Below are 16,157 nucleotides of genomic sequence, written 5' to 3'. Positions count from 1 at the left end.
CCGCCCGCCGGGATCACTCCAGATCGGCCTCGGCCAGCAGGGTCGGAAGCGCCTTGGGGTCGCGCAGCACCGCGGCGATCAGGTGGCGCGCCTCCCAGCGGTCGGCGAGCCGGCACAGGGCCCGGGCCAGGCCGTCGGTGGTCGCCGCATGGCCGGTGGCCCCGTCGCAGTACCACTCCACGGCGGTGCCGTCCACGGTCAGCTCCTCATGGTGGACGTAGGTCAGCGGCCCGCCGGGCAGGAACGCGGCGACCTCGTCGGGCACCGCCAGCACCTCGCCCGTGGACTCGACCTCGCCGGCGATCTCCTCGCCGGCCAGCGCCAGGTCCAGCACGTCGGCCAGCGCAGCCGCAGAGTGGACGGGGGCCAGCACCGCCGGGCGCCCGGCCAGCAACGGCAGCAGGTCGGGGCTGTCGACCACGACCGCGTCGTCGGGGTCGGCCAGCACGATGGCGCCGCCCTGGACGGCGCGAACCCGTTCGGGCGGGGAGACGCGGTCGGCGTCGGCCTCGGCCAGAGCCACCCACAGTTCGCGCAGCGCCCAACGGTCGACGTGGCGGGCGGGATCGGCCATGCGCTCCAGCAGGTCGTCGGGCCCGTCGGATTCGGCCAGCAGGTCGGCCAGGCGGGAGCGGACCCCCAGCGCGGCCGCCAGCCCGCCGTCGATCCCGCTCGGAGCGGGATCGTAGAGCCCCGCAAGCACGGTGTCGGCGTCGGCGGTGCGCAGGTCGGTGGGCCGCCTTCCGTCGAGGGCGGCTCCGGTGCGCAGCCACCACGCCGTGTAGGAGGGGACGTCGACGACCTGGCCGCGCTCGCCCAGCACCCGCGCGGGTGCGGTCACGGCCTCGCGCAGGCGCCGGCCCGACAGCAGCTCCAGGGCGCGGGGCCAGCGGTCCTCGCGGACGAATTCGAGGTCGGCGACCGCCGTGAACTCGGTGACGACGGGCGGGAGGTCGGGGTCGCCCAGCCGCTCGGCGACGTCCTCGGCCCATTCGTCCACGCCGTCGAGCCCGTCCACGCGTGTTCCGCTGCCGGCGTTCTCCAGAGCGGCGCCCAGGGTCAGGTCCTCGGTACGCACCAGTGTGAAGGAGTCGAGCACGCCGACCGCGGCCAGGGCGGCCTCGCCGTAGCGCTCGACGAGGTCGGCGGCGGCGACTCCGAAGGGGGCGTCGTCGACGAAGATCTCGCGCAGCGGGCTGGTGGGCAGCAGCAGCTCGCCGGCGACGGAGAATCCGCCCTCGTCGTCGCGCAGCGCCAGCTCGGCCAGCCACGGCGCGTCGTCCACGGTGGTGTCCGACACGGCCACGAGGTCCAGCACCGGGCCGGAGACGGACTCGGGGGAGTCGGCGTCCAGGGAGTTCTCCACGGCCGCGCGGGTCTGCGGGTCGGCCAGCACCGCCGAAGGGCCGGCTTCGACGGCGCCCAGCCGCTCCAGCAGCGGGTCGGCGGCCTCGGGGTGCACGATGCGCAATCCCAGCGGGGCCAGCTGCGCGGCCTCGGCGGCGCCGAAGCTGTCGGCGGCGGGCAGGAGCAGCCCCCGGGGGCCGCGCACCAGGCGGCCGTCGGCCAGCGGCACCGGAAGCGCGCCGAGTTCCCCGAGGTCGGCGCCGTTCTGCCCGGCTGCGCGCAGGGCCGCGTAGAGGCGCACCCACCAGGCGGGCTCGCGGTCGAGGTCGCCGAGCAGGTCGGCGAGCTCGGCCAGACCCAGCCGGCGCACGCGCAGCTGGGCGAGCGCCGGATGGTAGGGGTTCAGGTCGCCGGGCAGTACTGCGGCGACCACGTCGGACAGCACGGAGACGACCCCCGGGCCGCCGTCGGCGGCGACCGCGTCGCGCGGACGCACGGGTTCGCCGCCGGCGGTGCGCAGGAACGGGGTGTCCGGCAGCGTCTTGGCCGCGGCGGCGCGGAAGCGGCCGTCGAACTCGCCGCTGCCCATCGGCGACTGCGGCACGAGTTCCAGCGCGGCGCGGGCGTCGAGGCGGCAGAGCAGGTCGCAGTAGGTGTCGGCGGCTTCGACGATGAGGGCCTCGGCGGCCGGGCCGGCGGCGACGCGGCGGCGGTCGGGGCCCAGCGGGAACGTGCCGATGAGCAGCGCCGGCAGGGCGAGCGTGTCGTCGGTGGGGGTGGGCGCGTGCACCACCGCGGCGACGTCGTCGGGCAGCGGGGCGGCGCCGCCCTCGGGCGCGATCGGAACCGCCCAGGTCAGCGTCCAGTCCAGGCGGTCGCGCTCCTCGCTGGGGCGGTCGGCCTGCACCGCGGGGTCGAACCTGCCGGTGCGGGTGGCGGTGCGCCAGCGCACCGTATGGGCGTCGGAGGATCCGGAGGGCTCCTGCGCGGCCGGTGCCCCGGAGCGGGGCGCCCGGTGCTCGACGCGGGTGAGGACGTCCTCGCCGGGGCCGGGCTCGCGGGTGAGGATCCGCTCCCCGGTGTCGGTGCACACCCGGATCTCGGCGAGGTCGGCGAGCGCCAGCAGCAGCGCCGGGGTGGTGGCTTCCAGCAGTTCCCGGAGCCGCGCGGCGGCGTCGGCGTCGCGCAGCACGAGGGCGATCTCGGTGTCGTAGCCCGCCGCGGGCGCGGCGTCGGAGGCGAACGGCAGCCGCAGCAGCGGCAGGTGCCCGCCGCGGCGGGCCGACTCCTCGGCGAGCCCGGGGGCGCGTCCGTCGGCGGTCGCGGCTTCGAGTTCGGCGCGGGCGAGGTCGCGGTTCCAGCGCACGGCGCCCGTCGTGGATGCGGCGGTGATGTCGTCGCTGAAGGCGGCGACGGCGGAGAAGCCCACGCCGAAGCGGCCGGTGGATCCGGGAGCGCCCTCGTCGCGCTTGGCCGAGGCGCGCAGGGTCGCCAGCGACTCCACGCCCGCCGCCGTCAGGGCGGAACCGGTGTTGGCGGCGCTGAACCGGTCGCCGCGCAGCTCCAGGCGCAGCCGTCCGGGCGTGCCGGCGCGGCGCGCCGCGTCGGCGGCGTTCTGCGCCAGTTCGACGACGGCGCGGTCGCGGTAGGCGCCGAGCGCGTAGTCCTCTTCGGCGTTGGCGTCCTCGCGGAATCTGGCGGGGGCGTCGGCCCAGCCGTCGAGGACACGCCGCCGCTGTTCGGCGGTGCCGAACGGGTCGGTGTGTGACAGGGCCATTGGGGCTCCTCCCGCATGGGTGCTGAACTACCGTACGCGACCCGCCGTCCGGTTCTCAGCCGGACAGCGCGGTGCCGCCGCAGCAGGCGCGGGAGGTCTCCCCGCGGGCCGCCGGAGCGATGGGCGCACTCGCGTGCGCTACCCGGGCGGAACAGGGATCAAAGCCCGGCGGCGCCCGTATCACCGCCGGCGGGGGGTGCGCGCTCAGGACCGGCCGGCCCCGGCCTGTCGGTCCGTGCACGGGAGCGGCGGCGGCCGAGCAGCCGCACTGCCGGGACGCCGCCGCGCCGTACCCGGATCCGGCCGGACGGACCGGGCCGGTGTCGGGGTCAGCTGTCGGAGGAGACCAGCTCCAATTCGCTGGTGTCGTCGAAGACGATGTGGTCGTAGCCCAGCTCGTCGACGACGGGGCGCAGCGGGGCCTCGGCGGGCGCCGACCGCTGGGAGGCCTCGGAGTGCGCGCCGCATCCGTGGTCGAGAGAGACGACGCGGCCGTCGTCGGGGGCGTACTCGTTGGCGCAGACCCCGAACATCTGGCGGAACTCCCCGGCCAGCGGGGTAAGGAATCCGCAGGTGGCGCACGGGGCGGGCGCGGCGTTGGCGATGGCGCTGCGCGGGCCGCCGTCGCCGTCGTACCAGCGCTGTGCGGCGGTCTCGCGCCCGGTCTCGGACAGCACCCGGGGACGGCCGAGGCCGAGTTCCCAGACCATCTGGCGGTCCAGGCCCTCTTCCTCCAGCTCGCCATCGGGGACCTGGGCGTAGCCGGGCTTGAGTCGATCGTCGTCGTCGGCGCTGGGCAGCAGGTCGCCCACGCCGAGGTCGCCGGGGCGCAGGCGCTCCTTCCAGGGCACCCACTGCGGCGCCAGCAGCGCTTCGGATCCGGGCAGTAGGACGGCCTCGTTGACCGTCACCTTCTTGGCACGCGCGGCGCGGACCACGGTGACGGCGTAGCGCCACCCCGCGTAGGCGGGGTCGAGGCACGCGAAGAGGTGGGTGACGACGCGGTCACCCTCGACATAGGCGGAGAGGTGTTCACCTACCCACTCCGGGCGGCCGATCTCGACGGCCGCGGAGCGGGCGAGGTCGACCGCTTCGATGCATGCCTTGTCTGGTGCGGGAGAACGGCGGCTAGGGCTCACAATTCCATTTTCGCTGATAACGGGCACCAACACGACCAAGATACCGATCGATAGTCGACCGTTACGCGCCGGATGGGGCCGGGTTCGGATGGCACCGCCCACGGGAGTGGCAGGAGTCACACCCTGCGGACCGCTCCGCGCCGCGCCGACCGGGCGGGCCCGCACGGACCGGACCGGGCGGACCGGGCGGCGGGCCGCGGCGGTCGGCTGTTCAGGCCTCCAGGTCGTCGGCGACTCTGCGCAGCACCTGGGCGATCTTGGCGGCCTCGCGGCGGTCGGGATGCTTGCCTCGACGGTAGGTTCCGGACACGCCGTCGAGGAGTTTAATCAGGTCCTCTACTAGGTCCACCATCTCGTCGGGCCGCTTGCGCTGGACCTTCCCCACCGACGGGGGCGTATCCAGCAGTTCGACCTGGAGCGCCTGGGCGCCCTTGCGTCCCTCGACGACGCCGAACTCCACGCGCTGCCCCGAACGCAGCGACTCGGTTCCGCCGGGCAGCGCCGAGGAATGCACGAAGACCTCACCGCCGTCGTCGCGGGTGAGAAAGCCGAATCCCTTTTCGCTGTCGTACCACTTGACCTTGCCGGTGGGCACGGGTGACCTCACGCTCTCGCCGTCGAAGTTCGTCGAAGGAGCGGGCGGCCGCCGCACGGCGCCTCCCCCTCCTTCCCCGGGGCCCTTTCAGGCTAGTGCTCCGCACTGCCGGCAGGCGAGTGGATTAGCCCGGCAACGACTGCAACGCCCCTTTCACGTCCGGGCGGCCGACCGCAACCGGCCCCGCCTTCGGCCCTCCGCAGACCGCACCCTCCCGCCCCGACGGGAAAGGGGCCCGGATGCGGCTCTCCGGGCCCCTCTGTCGGAAGCGCTGGCCGATGCCGCTGGATGCGGAGTTGCGGGACGGGACCCGGCGCCATCGGATACACCACCGACCTCTGACGGCGCTATGCCGCTCTGCGCCCCTCGGCCGCTGCGGCCGAATCCGGACGTAGCCGTATGATTACCCGCCGCACAGCGCGCAATGCACAGAAAAACGCAGGTCAACCCGGATATTGGACAGACTTGGGGTGCACCTGACCCCACGCGGCGGCAGCTTGCCGGAACTTGGCCCGCGCGCCCCGCACCGCTCACAGCCGGGTCAACCGCAGTACGAGGTAGAGCCCGGCGGCCAGGGCCGCCAGGCGCAGGCCGACGACCCCGGTCTCCGTCAGCGACTCCCAGATGACCTGGTCCACGTAGATGTGCTCGACGCCGCTCTCCCACACCGCCATGCCCACCAGTGTGGCCAGGACGGGCACGCCCACGCCGACCGCCTTGTCCAGTCCCGTCCATACCCGGCTCAGCGCGACGACCGCCGCGCCGATCAGCCATCCCCCGGCCAGGACGCCGGCCGCCGCCGCGGCCAGATAGAGCCCGACGCCCAGCGCCTCACCGGGATGGCGCCGCAGCGCCGCCGGGAGCGCGGCCAGGGCGTCCCCGCGCCGCGCTTGCGCCGCCCCGGCGGCCGCACGGCTGCGCGCACGGACGCCGCCGCCGGTACCGGAGCGCCACGGCGGAGGCGCGCGCACCGGGCGATTGTCCGCCGGCGCCGGGGCGGCTCCCGCACGCGCCTCTGCATCAGCCGGCCCGGCCCCGTCGTCGGCGCCGTCCGCCGCTACGGGGGTGACTCCGGGGGCGCCCGGGTCGGGCCTGTCGCCGATTTCGGCGGCGAGCTCACGCGTGACCACCTCGGCCGGACGCCCGAAACCGCGCAGAACCCGGCGGACGTCGTCGGGGCTCTCCGCCCCGACCGTGGCGCAGGCGCGCTCGATCCGCGCGCGCAGGTCGGCGAGGTAGGCGGCGCGGCGCCGGGCGGGCACGGCCCCGTACGCGGCGTCGGCGACCCGCGACACGTAGTGCAGCACCAGCTGTGCGGCCTGCTCGGTCATGGCCCCATACTGCCGCACGATCACCGGCCGCCCCATGGTGTTTCGGCCGTCACCGGCTCGGCGTGCTGAATCGCGGACCGACGGAGAACCCGAAAACCACTACCGAAAGTCCTCACACGAACACGCTGTGACATGTATGAATGGGGACACCCCACCGGTCTCAGCGCGCACGACCGATACCCGTACCGGGACGCGACCGGTAATCGGACTGCCCGACGGCCCGGCGTTCCGACACACCCGACACCCGACATCCCGAACCACAGGAGGCAGCATGCCCGCCCGCGCCCTCGCCCTGGTCGGCGCCGCCCTGGCCGCGGCCGCCCTCGCTTCACCCGCACCCGCCTCCGCGCAGCCCGCCACCGCGCCGGCCGAGGCCGACGCCGGTTCGCTGGAGATCTACGCCGCCCCCGGCGTCGGCTACCACGAGATGCACGTGCCCGACGGCTGCCACACCTACGAGCGCAGCCGCACGATCACCTTCGCCGACGCCGAACCGATCGCCACCTACTACTTCTACTCCGGCCCCGACTGCACCGGAAACGTCGTCGGCGCCGGGCGCGACGACACGCAGTGGATGCCCGCGCTCGACGGCGTCGAGTCCGTGCGCATCGACTTCGAATAGCCCTGCGCCCGGGTCCGGGGGCCGCCGTCGCATAGCGTTGGAACCGATGATCGACGAGGCGGACGCGGAACGCGGCACGGACGGGCGTCGTCCCACTTTCACCGCATGGCTGCGGCATCGGACCGACGCACAGCTGGCCGCACTCTTCGCGCTGCGCCCCGACCTGGTCACCCCCGTACCCGCCGACATCGGAGCCCTGGCCGCGCGCGCCACGGCGCGCCCGGCGGTTCTGCGGGTGCTGGACCGGCTGGACCGGTTCGAGCTGCAGGTCGTGGAGGGCCTGGTCGCGTTGGGCGACGGGCGCCTCGGCGGCGCGGCCGGGATCGAGCGCGACCGGCTCGCCGCGGCGCTGGGGGCCGGGACCGATCGGCTCGACGACGCGGTCTCGGATCTGCTGGCCGGCGCACTGGTGTGGGAGGACGGCCCCCGGCTGCGGCCGGTGAGCGTGCTCGGCGACGTCCTGGGCGCTCCGGCCGGGCTGGGGCCGCCTCTGCGGGCCCTGCTGGCCGACCGCCCGACCGATGGGCTCGACCGCGTCGCCGCGGCGCTCGGGCTGGACGCCGCGGACGCCGCCGGCCCCGGACCGGTCGAATCCGTCGCCGCCGCGCTGGGCGACGCCGCAGGGGCGGACCGGGCGCTGCGCCTGGCGGGCGCCGAAGCGCGTCCCGTACTCGACCGGCTCATGTGGGGTCCGCCGCACGGCACGGTCTCGGGCGCGGCCGACCGCGGCGGCGGCCTGGACACGGCCGCCTCGCCCATCGACCGGCTGCTGGCGCTGGGCCTGCTCGTCCCCACCGCCGCGGACACCGTCGTACTGCCGCGCGAGGTCGCGCTGCACCTGCGCGGCGGGGCGCTGTTCCAGGAAGTGGAAGCCGATCCGCCGCAGCTCACCGGGTCCCGGACCGACGCCGCGACCGTGGTCCGCACGGCCGCCGGGCAGGCCTTCACCGCCGTCCGCTCGGTCGGCGAACTGCTGGAGCGCTGGGCCGAGGATCCGCCCGGTGTGCTGCGCAGCGGCGGCCTCGGCGCACGCGACCTGCGCCGCGCGGCCCGGGACTCCGACACCGACGAGACGACCGCGGCGCTGTTCGCCGAAACGGCGCGCGCCGCCGGCCTGCTGGCCGCCGACGGCGAGGTGGACGGCGAGTGGCTGCCCACGCCCGAATTCGACGTGTGGCGCCAGGCCCCGGCCGAGTACCGGTGGCTGCGGCTGGCCGAGGCGTGGCTGCGCTCGCCCCGCGTGGCCTCCCTCGGCGGCACCAAGGACTCCCGCGGCCGCTCCCGCCCCGTACTCGGCGAGGGTCTCGACCGGCGCTCGGCCCCGGACGTGCGGCTGGACGTGCTGGGGGTGCTGGCGGCCGCGCCCGAAGGCCTCGCGCCCGACCGGGAGTCCGTAGCGGCCCGGCTCGCGTGGCTGCGCCCCCGCCGCCAGGGCCCGGCCTATACCGAGCTGGTCTCCTCCGCACTGCACGAGGCGGCACTGCTGGGCGTGACCGGGCGCGGGGCGGCGGCCGGATACACGCGGAGCCTGGTGGCGGAGCTGGACAGCGAGGACACCCCGCTGGCCGAGCGCGACGCGACCGCCACCGCGCAGCAACTGGCCGCCGAGATGCCCGAACCGGTGGAGAGGATCCTCGTGCAGGGCGACCTCACGGCCGTGGCGCCCGGACCGCTGGTTCCGCAGCTGGCCCGCGAACTGGCGCTGGCCGCCGACGTGGAGTCGACCGGAGGCGCGACCGTCTACCGCTTCACCGAGTCCTCCGTCCGGCGGGCCCTGGACGCCGGGCGCGGGGCCGACGACCTGATCGCGCTCCTCGAACGGCACTCCTCGACCGGGCTGCCCCAACCGCTGCGCTACCTCGTCGACGACGTCGCGCGCCGGCACGGGCGGCTGCGTATCGGCACCGCCTCCTGCTACCTGCGCTGCGACGAACCGACCGTGCTGGACGAGTTGTCCGGCGACCGGCGCGCAACCGACCTGCAGCTGTTCCGGCTGGCGCCGACGGTGATCGCCAGCCGCGCTACGCGGCCGGTGCTCATGGGCCGCCTGGAGGAGCTGGGCTACCACCCGGTGGCCGAGTCCGCCGACGGCACGGTGCAGCTGACCGGCTCCGCGGCGCGGCGCGCGGCACCGGCCTCCGCCGCATCGGCGAGCCGCGGCCTGGAGGAGCCGGCGGCGCCGAACGCACAGCTGCGCCTGGCCGCGGTGCGGGCGGTACGTGCGGGCGACGAGGCCGCCACCACCGCCCGGCGCCCCGTCGAGGCGCCCGACGGAGCGCCGCCGCGCTCACCCACCACCACGACGCTCACCGCACTGTCGGAGGCCGCCACCCAGGGACGGCGCGTATGGATCGGCTACCTCGACGCCGACGGCCGCGCCAGCAGCCGCATCGTCGAACCCGCCCGGGTGGAGGGCGGCTACATGACCGCCTACGACGCCACGCGCGCCGCCGTCCACCGCTTCGCCGTGCACCGCATCACCGGTGTAGCGGATCTGGACGCGTCCTGATCGGGATCGCGGTGCCCGCCGGGCCGGTCGACGGACCCGCTCGCCGCACTATCGTTCTCCCGGGGCGGGCGCACGGTCGGGAGCGGACCGGCGGCGGCCCCGACATGCTGCCGGCTCGCGAACCCGGCCGGCGTCGGCCAGAGGAGGATGGCTACCCCCTATGAGCAACCAGTCGCTGCCGCCCGGAGCGTCGTCGCCGGGCGACGAGCCGCCCCGGAACCGCGAAGGCCGCCCGCGCGAGCGCGTCCGGGAGGAGGCCGCACGGGAACCGGAACCCGAGCGCGACGGGGACCGGGCCGCCGGTCCCGGGCGCGACGGAGCGGCCCCGCCCGCCCCCGGCGCCAGCAGCCCCACGATGGCGCTGATCCTGCACGCCATGACGTTCGTGTGCTGCTTCAACTGGATCTTCGGGGTGCTCGGCATCGTCTTCGCCGTCCGCGCCGGGCACAAGCGCGACCAGGGCAGGTACCTCGAATGCGAGACGCTGACCCGGTACTCGTGGTACTGCCTGGGCGCGGCCGCGGTGATGTTCGCCGTCATGCTGGTGCTGACCCTGTGGCTGTTCACGCAGGCGGGATCGCTCGTCGAAGGCGTGGTGCCCCAGTACTGACCGGGCGCCGCGCCGCACGGCGACACGTCCGGTCCGCGGCCGCCCACCGCGGACGGCCGCTCTTGGCGCGGGCCCGGCCCCGCGCATTAGGCTGATGATCAGGACGGATCCGGCCCCGGCCGCGCTGCGACGACCCGGCCGTCCGGCGGGAGGGGACGCCGCCGCCGGAGCGAGCACGAAAGGCGCAATCCGATGAGCGAACTCCGGGGCGGACGGCGGGACTCCTTCTGGGACGCCGAACCGGCCTCCCTCGGCCCGCAGCCCGCGGCGCACCACCGCGGCCGGGATCCGTTCGCACCCGCTCCGCCGCCCCCCGTGCAGCGGCACGGCGCGCCCGCGCCGGCGGCGCCCGGATCCGCGGGGGCGAGCGGCGCCGACGGAGCGCCGGCCCCTCCGCCTTCGGAACCGCCCGCCCGGGTCGGCAGCGCCGTCGCCGCCCTGCTGTGCGCGCTGCTGACGCTGCTGTGCCCGCTGGTGTTCGTACTGCTGGGCTTTCCGATGCTGAGCCTGCTCATCGACGTGCCCGCCATCGTGTTCGGCATCGTCGGGCTCACCCGCCTGCACGACCCCATGGAGGTCGAGCGCTGCATCCGCTACACGTGGGCGTGCATCCTCGTCTACCTGGCGCTGATGGCGGTGATCCTGGCGGCGGCGATCATGGTCGTCCTGTCGTTCGCCTAGGCGTTCGGACCTCCTGTCGCGGCCGCCGGCGAAGGCCCGGACCGGCCTTGTGCGCTGCACGTAGTGTTGGCCGGTGGCGCCTGCGGGCATATCGCCGACCGTTGCGGCGTTGCACGCCGTGGTGCGCCCGGGGCGACCGTCGCCCAGACCCCTGCTGCGAGGTGCGTGTGTCCTGCCTGATCGTCCAGTCCGACAAGACCCTGCTGCTCGAAGTCGACCATGAGCTGGCCGACGAGTGCCGCCGCGCCATCGCCCCGTTCGCCGAGCTGGAGCGTGCGCCCGAGCACGTGCACACCTACCGCATCACGCCCCTGGCGCTGTGGAACGCGCGCGCCGCCGGCCACGACGCCGAGCAGGTCGTCGACGCGTTCATCACCTACTCGCGGTTCCCCGTGCCGCACTCGCTGCTGGTCGACATCGCCGAGACGATGGACCGCTACGGTCGGCTGCGCCTGCACTCCGACCCCACCCACGGCCTGGTGCTGCATGCGCTGGACACGGCCGTGCTGGAGGAGGTGGTCCGCGCCAAGAAGATCAAAGGCCTGCTGGGCGAGCGGATCGACGCGGAGACCGTCGCCGTCCACCCCAGCGAGCGCGGCAACCTCAAGCAGGCGCTGCTGAAACTGGGGTGGCCGGCCGAGGACCACGCCGGCTACGTCGACGGTGAGGCGCACGCCGTCGATCTGGCCGAAGAGGGCTGGGAATTGCGCGGTTACCAGCGCGAGGCGGCCGAGAACTTCTACTCCGGCGGCTCGGGCGTGGTGGTGCTGCCCTGCGGCGCGGGCAAGACCATCGTCGGCGCGGCGGCGATGTCGATGACCCGGTCGACCACACTGATCCTGGTCACCAACACGGTCGCGGTGCACCAGTGGCGCACGGAGCTCCTGCTGCGCACCAGCCTCACCGAGGACGAGATCGGCGAGTACTCGGGCACCCGCAAGGACATCCGCCCCGTCACCATCGCCACTTACCAGGTCATGGCCGCTCGCAAGAAGGGCGTGCACAGCCACCTGGAGCTGTTCGAAGCCCGCGACTGGGGACTGATCATCTACGACGAGGTGCACCTGCTGCCGGCGCCGATCTTCCGCATGACCGCCGACCTGCAGGCGCGGCGCCGATTGGGGCTGACGGCCACGCTGGTGCGCGAGGACGGCCGCGAGGGCGACGTGTTCTCCCTGATCGGCCCCAAACGCTACGACGCGCCGTGGAAGCAGATGGAGAACCAGGGCTGGATCGCCCCGGCCGACTGCGTGGAGGTGCGGGTCGACCTCACCGACTCCGAGCGGTTGGCCTACGCCACCGCCGAATCCGAGGACCGCTACCGCTTCTGCGCCTCCGCGGCCTCCAAGACCGAGGTGGTGCGCGAGCTGGTGCGCCGCCACGAGGGTGAGCAGACGCTGATCATCGGCACCTACATCGACCAGCTCGACGAGTTGGGCGCGTCGCTGGGGGCGCCGGTGATCAAGGGCGACACCCGGGTCAAGGAGCGCGAGCGGCTGTTCGAGGAGTTCCGCTCGGGCGGGGTGGACACACTCGTGGTCTCCAAGGTCGCCAACTTCTCCATCGACCTGCCCGAGGCGGGGGTGGCCATCCAGGTCTCGGGGTCGTTCGGCTCCCGCCAGGAGGAGGCCCAGCGGCTCGGCCGGCTGCTGCGCCCCAAGTCCGACTCCCGCAGCGCCCGGTTCTACGCGGTGACCGCGCGCGACACCGTCGACCAGGACTTCGCCGCCCACCGGCAGCGCTTCCTCGCCGAGCAGGGCTACGCCTACCGCATCGCCGACGCCAGTGACGTGCTGGCGGGTGACGAGCTCTGAGCGGGCGGCCGGGGCGGCGCTACAGCGGCGGCAGGGCGCCGAGGACGACGGTGAACCCGGCCAGGCACCAGGCGATCAGGGAATAACCGAGGGTCTGGGTGCGCAGCGACGGGTTCCGGCGCATCGCGGGCGTCGCGAAGGCGGCGATCATCAGCACCAGGGCGAGCATGGCCGGAAGCAGCGACGCGAGCGCGAAGAGGCCTTCCTGGTCGGCGCAGGACGCATAGCCGGCACTGCCCGGTTCGCCGCAGAACACGTTGTCTCCCGGTACGAAGCTGCACGATCGAACTTGCGGAGCACCCGCCGCGCCCCCGGAAGCCGGTCCCCGCCGCCGCTGCGGGCGAACGAGGCGCTGCCGCCGGGCGCACCGTACGACCGTATCGCGTTCGCGGTCCGCGGCGGCCGCGGACCGCGATCGCGGCCGTTCGCGGCCGTTCGCGGCGTGCACAGCCGCACCGGAACACACCGTCTTCTTTACACGGACGGATTCGGCGTCCAATGATGGGGCGACACGACTCGGAGGTGCCCCCCATGACCGATCTCGCGGACTCCGGCGCGCCCGCCTCTTCCCCCGAGCAGCGCGACGGCTTCCATTCGCTGAGCACCCGCGGACTCAACTGGGACTCCTTCCCACTGCGGCTGTTCGCCAAGGGCAACGCCAGATTCTGGAACCCGGCCGACATCGACATGACCCGTGACGCCGAGGACTGGGCGGGTCTGCCGGACGACGCCAAGGCCCGCGTCAAACGGCTGTGCGCACTGTTCGTCGCCGGCGAGGAAGCGGTCACCGAGGACATCCAGCCGTTCATCCGGGCCATGGCCGCCGAAGGCCGGCTGGGCGACGAGATGTACCTGACGCAGTTCGCGTTCGAGGAGGCCAAACACGTCCAGGTGTTCCGGATGTGGCTGGACGCGGTCGGCATCACCGACGACCTGCACTCCTATGTCGAGAACAACCCCGGTTACCGTGCGCTGTTCTACTCCGAGCTGCCCGCCGCCCTGAACGCCCTCGCCGACGATCCCGGCCCCGGCAACCAGGTCCGCGCCTCGGTCACCTACAACCACATCGTCGAAGGCTCCCTGGCCCTGACCGGATACCACTCCTGGAACCACCTCTGCACCGCACGCGGGATATTCCCCGGCATGCGGGAGATCATCAAACGCATCGGCGACGACGAGCGCCGGCACATGGCCTGGGGCACCTTCACCTGCCGGCGCCACGTGGCCGCCGACGCCCGGAACTGGGACGTGGTCACCGAACGGCTCGACGAACTCCTCCCCCACGTGGCCTCGATCGTCCAGAGCGGCGACGAACCCGATCCCGGCGAGGACGAGCAGCGGTACGCGCTGTCCCGGCAGGAGCTCACCGAGTACGCGACCGACCGCGCCATACGCCGCCTCGGCGCCATCGAGACCGCCCGCGGCATGCCCGTGGAACGCATCGACGTCGACGCCTCCCCCGAGGAACTCGAAGAGCGCTTCGGCGCCGAGGACCGCGCCCACATGGACCGACTCGGCTGACGCGTCGCCCGCGCCGCCGGGGACACGACCGCCCCGGCCGCGAGCCGGCTGCGGGGGCCGGGGCGGCTGTCGGCGGCCGATCACCGCGACGCCGCGCGGCTGCCCTAGAGTCGACGGCATGGCTTCACCGCAGACCCGCTCCGCCGGCGAACCGGCCGTCGACGCGCTCGCCTGGGTGCACGTCAGCGGCCGCCGGCTGCTGTGCGTGCGCACGCGCGGCCGCAGCCTCTACTACCTGCCGGGCGGCAAGCGCGAGCCCGGGGAGAGCGACGAGGCCGCGGTGGCGCGGGAGGCGCGCGAGGAGGTGGGGGTGATTCTGCGGCCGGGCACGTTCGCGCCGTTCGCGGTGGTGGACGAGGCCGCCGACGGCTACCGGGAAGGCACACGGGTGCGGTTGGCCTGCTACACCGCCGAGCACACCGGGACCCCCGCCGCGGCGGCGGAGATCGCCGATCTGGCCTGGCTCACCGGCGCCGACCGGGACGTGTGCGCGCCCGCTGTACGCCGCGTCGCCGAGGAGCTCCGCCGGCGCGGCGCGATCGACTGAGCGCTGCCCCGACCGAGCGCCGGACGGCGGCGTCCGCGCCGGTGGGGACGCCGCCGGGCCCGGGCCGCGGTGCGCTGCGCGGCTACCGGTCGGCGCCGGCGTGGTGGCCGCCGCCGCGGGCCGTGCGCTCCTCGCGCTCCCCGCGCTCCCCGCGCTCCCCGCGCCTGGTGTCGAAGCCGCCGAACAGCACGGCGTCGAGGCTGAACCGCCCCGGCCCGTGCGCCAGGATCAGCAGGCTGACGGCGGCCAGGACCATCACGTACTCGAAGCCGCCGTTCTGCTGCATGAGCCCGCTTCCGGTGTGCACGAACACCCAGGCGCCGATCATGATCGCGGTCAGCACCGCGGCGCCCACCCGGGCGGCGGCGCCCAGGACCAGCAGCGCACCGCCGACGAGCTCGCCGTAGGCCAGGAAGGGTCCGCTCAGTTCCGGCAGCGGAATACCCAGCTCGCGGTTGCTCGCCACGATGGCGGCCACGCCGCCCTCACCGGTGACCTTGTCCCAGCCGTGGGCGATGAACACGGCGCCGACGCACAGCCGAACCAGCAGGACCGCGGCGTCGGTCAGCACGGCGTCCGAGCGGACCAGGTATTTCATCGGTTCTCCTTTGTTGGGGGGTACCGTCCATTCGAACAGGGTCCCTCGGCCCGCGGGAAATACCGATTGCGATGCCCCGGCTACCCTAAAGGTATGCAGGAGTTCGACTTACGGGAATTGCGGTACTTCCTGGCGGCCGCCGAGGAGCTGAATCTCTCGCGTGCCGCCGAGCGGCTGGGGATCTCCCAGCCGCCCCTTTCGCGGGCCATCCGCAGGATGGAGCGGCGCCTGGGTGCGCCGCTGTTCCACCGCAGGCACAACACCATCCGACTGACGCCCGCGGGCGACACGCTGCGCAGCGAGGCGCAGAAGGTGCTGGAGGCCGCCGCGGCGGCCTCGCGGCGCACCCGTCGGGCGGGCACACAGGCCCGGGCGCTCACCGTCACCGCCGCGCCGGGCCGCAGCACGGAGCTGCTGCGGCACATCGCCGGGGCGTATTCCGCCCGGCCGGGCGCGGCCCGCACCGACATCGCCGTCACCGGCTACCGCACCCAGGCTGCGGCCCTGCGCAGCGGCGAAGCCGACCTGGCTCTGCTCAGTACGCCTTTCGACGCGGAGGGCCTGTGTGTTCAGCCGCTGTGCGCGGAGGAGCGGGTGGCCGCGGTGCCCGCCGACCACCGGCTGGCCGGCTGCAGCGGACTGCGCTGCAGCGACCTCGTCGGCGAGCCCTTCCCCTCGTGGCCCGGCGATACCGAGGCGAGCCGGCGGTACTGGTCGGGCCAGGACGGCTCGGAGCCCGCCGACAGCGCACCGGCGGCCCAGGGTCCGCTCGTCCACGACGTCTCCCAGCTCATCGAGGTGGTCGGCCTGGGGCAGGCCCTCGCCCTGGTGCCGCGCCACGTCGCCGCGGCCAACGCCCGCCCCGACGTCGTGTACCTTCCGGTGGCCGACGCCAGCCCGTACCGGACGGTCCTCGCTTGGCCGCAGGGCCCGGCCGAACCGGCCGTCGACCTGTTCGTGCGCACGGCGGCGGACCTCTTCTCCGCCGATCCGCCGCCCGGCGCCGTGGCGGAACCCGCCTAGTACCGGCCCCGCATTCTTCCTGCGTAACGTCGAATGACGGACC

14 protein-coding genes are annotated in these 16,157 nt (G+C 74.5%); 8 read left to right on the top strand and 6 right to left on the bottom strand.

Going from position 1 to position 16,157, the window contains the following annotated elements; translation table 11 throughout:
* Positions 1 to 13: 13 nt before the first annotated feature.
* The 4 genes from HNR25_RS14510 to HNR25_RS14495 all read right to left on the bottom strand — a co-directional run bounded on the left by HNR25_RS14510 (position 14) and on the right by HNR25_RS14495 (position 6,189).
* Positions 14 to 3,124, bottom strand: coding sequence for a sacsin N-terminal ATP-binding-like domain-containing protein (locus tag HNR25_RS14510; RefSeq protein WP_184635910.1), 3,111 nt, complete (start codon positions 3,122 to 3,124; stop codon positions 14 to 16).
* Between the two features lie 329 nt (positions 3,125 to 3,453).
* On the bottom strand, positions 3,454 to 4,263 hold the full coding sequence (locus tag HNR25_RS14505; RefSeq protein WP_017542374.1) for a DUF3027 domain-containing protein: 810 nt from the start codon (positions 4,261 to 4,263) through the stop codon (positions 3,454 to 3,456).
* Between the two features lie 211 nt (positions 4,264 to 4,474).
* Complete coding sequence (locus HNR25_RS26540) at positions 4,475 to 4,858, bottom strand: cold-shock protein (RefSeq protein ID WP_017542375.1); 384 nt, start codon at positions 4,856 to 4,858, stop codon at positions 4,475 to 4,477.
* A gap of 530 nt (positions 4,859 to 5,388) precedes the next feature.
* Positions 5,389 to 6,189, bottom strand: coding sequence for a hypothetical protein (locus HNR25_RS14495; RefSeq protein WP_152498509.1), 801 nt, complete (start codon positions 6,187 to 6,189; stop codon positions 5,389 to 5,391).
* Positions 6,190 to 6,460: 271 nt separating this feature from the next.
* On the opposite strand from HNR25_RS14495, the gene HNR25_RS26535 reads away from it, so the two are divergent.
* From HNR25_RS26535 to HNR25_RS14470, 5 genes are all read left to right on the top strand, one after another.
* Entirely contained in the window at positions 6,461 to 6,811 is a 351-nt protein-coding gene (locus HNR25_RS26535; protein WP_017542377.1) for a hypothetical protein, read from the top strand.
* A gap of 46 nt (positions 6,812 to 6,857) precedes the next feature.
* Positions 6,858 to 9,320, top strand: coding sequence for a helicase C-terminal domain-containing protein (locus tag HNR25_RS14485; protein ID WP_184635908.1), 2,463 nt, complete (start codon positions 6,858 to 6,860; stop codon positions 9,318 to 9,320).
* 160 nt (positions 9,321 to 9,480) lie between these two features.
* Positions 9,481 to 9,930, top strand: coding sequence for a hypothetical protein (locus HNR25_RS14480; protein ID WP_184635906.1), 450 nt, complete (start codon positions 9,481 to 9,483; stop codon positions 9,928 to 9,930).
* A gap of 192 nt (positions 9,931 to 10,122) precedes the next feature.
* A complete protein-coding gene (locus tag HNR25_RS14475) occupies positions 10,123 to 10,611 on the top strand; it encodes a hypothetical protein (protein WP_017542381.1) in 489 nt (162 codons plus the stop codon).
* 167 nt (positions 10,612 to 10,778) lie between these two features.
* Entirely contained in the window at positions 10,779 to 12,425 is a 1,647-nt protein-coding gene (locus HNR25_RS14470; RefSeq protein ID WP_017542382.1) for a DNA repair helicase XPB, read from the top strand.
* A 19-nt stretch (positions 12,426 to 12,444) separates the two neighbouring features.
* On the opposite strand, the gene HNR25_RS14465 is transcribed toward HNR25_RS14470, so the two are convergent.
* The gene (locus HNR25_RS14465; protein ID WP_017542383.1) at positions 12,445 to 12,681 is read right to left on the bottom strand and encodes a hypothetical protein; all 237 of its coding nucleotides are present in this window, start codon (positions 12,679 to 12,681) and stop codon (positions 12,445 to 12,447) included.
* Between the two features lie 275 nt (positions 12,682 to 12,956).
* Between HNR25_RS14465 and HNR25_RS14460 the strand changes: the two genes are divergently transcribed.
* Together HNR25_RS14460 and HNR25_RS14455 are read left to right on the top strand one after the other, a co-directional pair.
* On the top strand, positions 12,957 to 13,946 hold the full coding sequence (locus HNR25_RS14460; protein WP_026128873.1) for a R2-like ligand-binding oxidase: 990 nt from the start codon (positions 12,957 to 12,959) through the stop codon (positions 13,944 to 13,946).
* A 118-nt stretch (positions 13,947 to 14,064) separates the two neighbouring features.
* The gene (locus tag HNR25_RS14455) at positions 14,065 to 14,493 is read left to right on the top strand and encodes an NUDIX hydrolase (RefSeq protein WP_184635905.1); all 429 of its coding nucleotides are present in this window, start codon (positions 14,065 to 14,067) and stop codon (positions 14,491 to 14,493) included.
* A gap of 82 nt (positions 14,494 to 14,575) precedes the next feature.
* Here HNR25_RS14455 and HNR25_RS14450 read toward each other — a convergent pair whose 3' ends face one another.
* Positions 14,576 to 15,091, bottom strand: coding sequence for a DoxX family protein (locus tag HNR25_RS14450; protein WP_184635903.1), 516 nt, complete (start codon positions 15,089 to 15,091; stop codon positions 14,576 to 14,578).
* A 93-nt stretch (positions 15,092 to 15,184) separates the two neighbouring features.
* Here HNR25_RS14450 and HNR25_RS14445 point away from each other — a divergent pair, with 93 nt between their 5' ends.
* Entirely contained in the window at positions 15,185 to 16,114 is a 930-nt protein-coding gene (locus HNR25_RS14445) for a LysR family transcriptional regulator (protein WP_184635901.1), read from the top strand.
* Positions 16,115 to 16,157 lie beyond the last annotated feature (43 nt).

Origin of the sequence: Streptomonospora salina, assembly GCF_014204715.1 — a bacterium.
Taxonomy (GTDB): Bacteria; Actinomycetota; Actinomycetes; order Streptosporangiales; family Streptosporangiaceae; genus Streptomonospora; species Streptomonospora salina.
This window is presented reverse-complemented; position numbering and strand designations above follow the sequence as displayed.

What these genes read in the sequence shown, in the direction of transcription:
- HNR25_RS14510 (WP_184635910.1), bottom strand. Translation starts at nt 3,124, where the DNA reads ATGGCCCTGTCACACACCGACCCGTTCGGCACCGCCGAACAGCGGCGG.
- HNR25_RS14495 (WP_152498509.1), bottom strand. Translation starts at nt 6,189, where the DNA reads ATGACCGAGCAGGCCGCACAGCTGGTGCTGCACTACGTGTCGCGGGTC.
- HNR25_RS26535 (WP_017542377.1), top strand. Translation starts at nt 6,461, where the DNA reads ATGCCCGCCCGCGCCCTCGCCCTGGTCGGCGCCGCCCTGGCCGCGGCC.
- HNR25_RS14485 (WP_184635908.1), top strand. Translation starts at nt 6,858, where the DNA reads ATGATCGACGAGGCGGACGCGGAACGCGGCACGGACGGGCGTCGTCCC.
- HNR25_RS14480 (WP_184635906.1), top strand. Translation starts at nt 9,481, where the DNA reads ATGAGCAACCAGTCGCTGCCGCCCGGAGCGTCGTCGCCGGGCGACGAG.
- HNR25_RS14475 (WP_017542381.1), top strand. Translation starts at nt 10,123, where the DNA reads ATGAGCGAACTCCGGGGCGGACGGCGGGACTCCTTCTGGGACGCCGAA.
- HNR25_RS14460 (WP_026128873.1), top strand. Translation starts at nt 12,957, where the DNA reads ATGACCGATCTCGCGGACTCCGGCGCGCCCGCCTCTTCCCCCGAGCAG.
- HNR25_RS14455 (WP_184635905.1), top strand. Translation starts at nt 14,065, where the DNA reads ATGGCTTCACCGCAGACCCGCTCCGCCGGCGAACCGGCCGTCGACGCG.
- HNR25_RS14450 (WP_184635903.1), bottom strand. Translation starts at nt 15,091, where the DNA reads ATGAAATACCTGGTCCGCTCGGACGCCGTGCTGACCGACGCCGCGGTC.
- HNR25_RS14445 (WP_184635901.1), top strand. Translation starts at nt 15,185, where the DNA reads ATGCAGGAGTTCGACTTACGGGAATTGCGGTACTTCCTGGCGGCCGCC.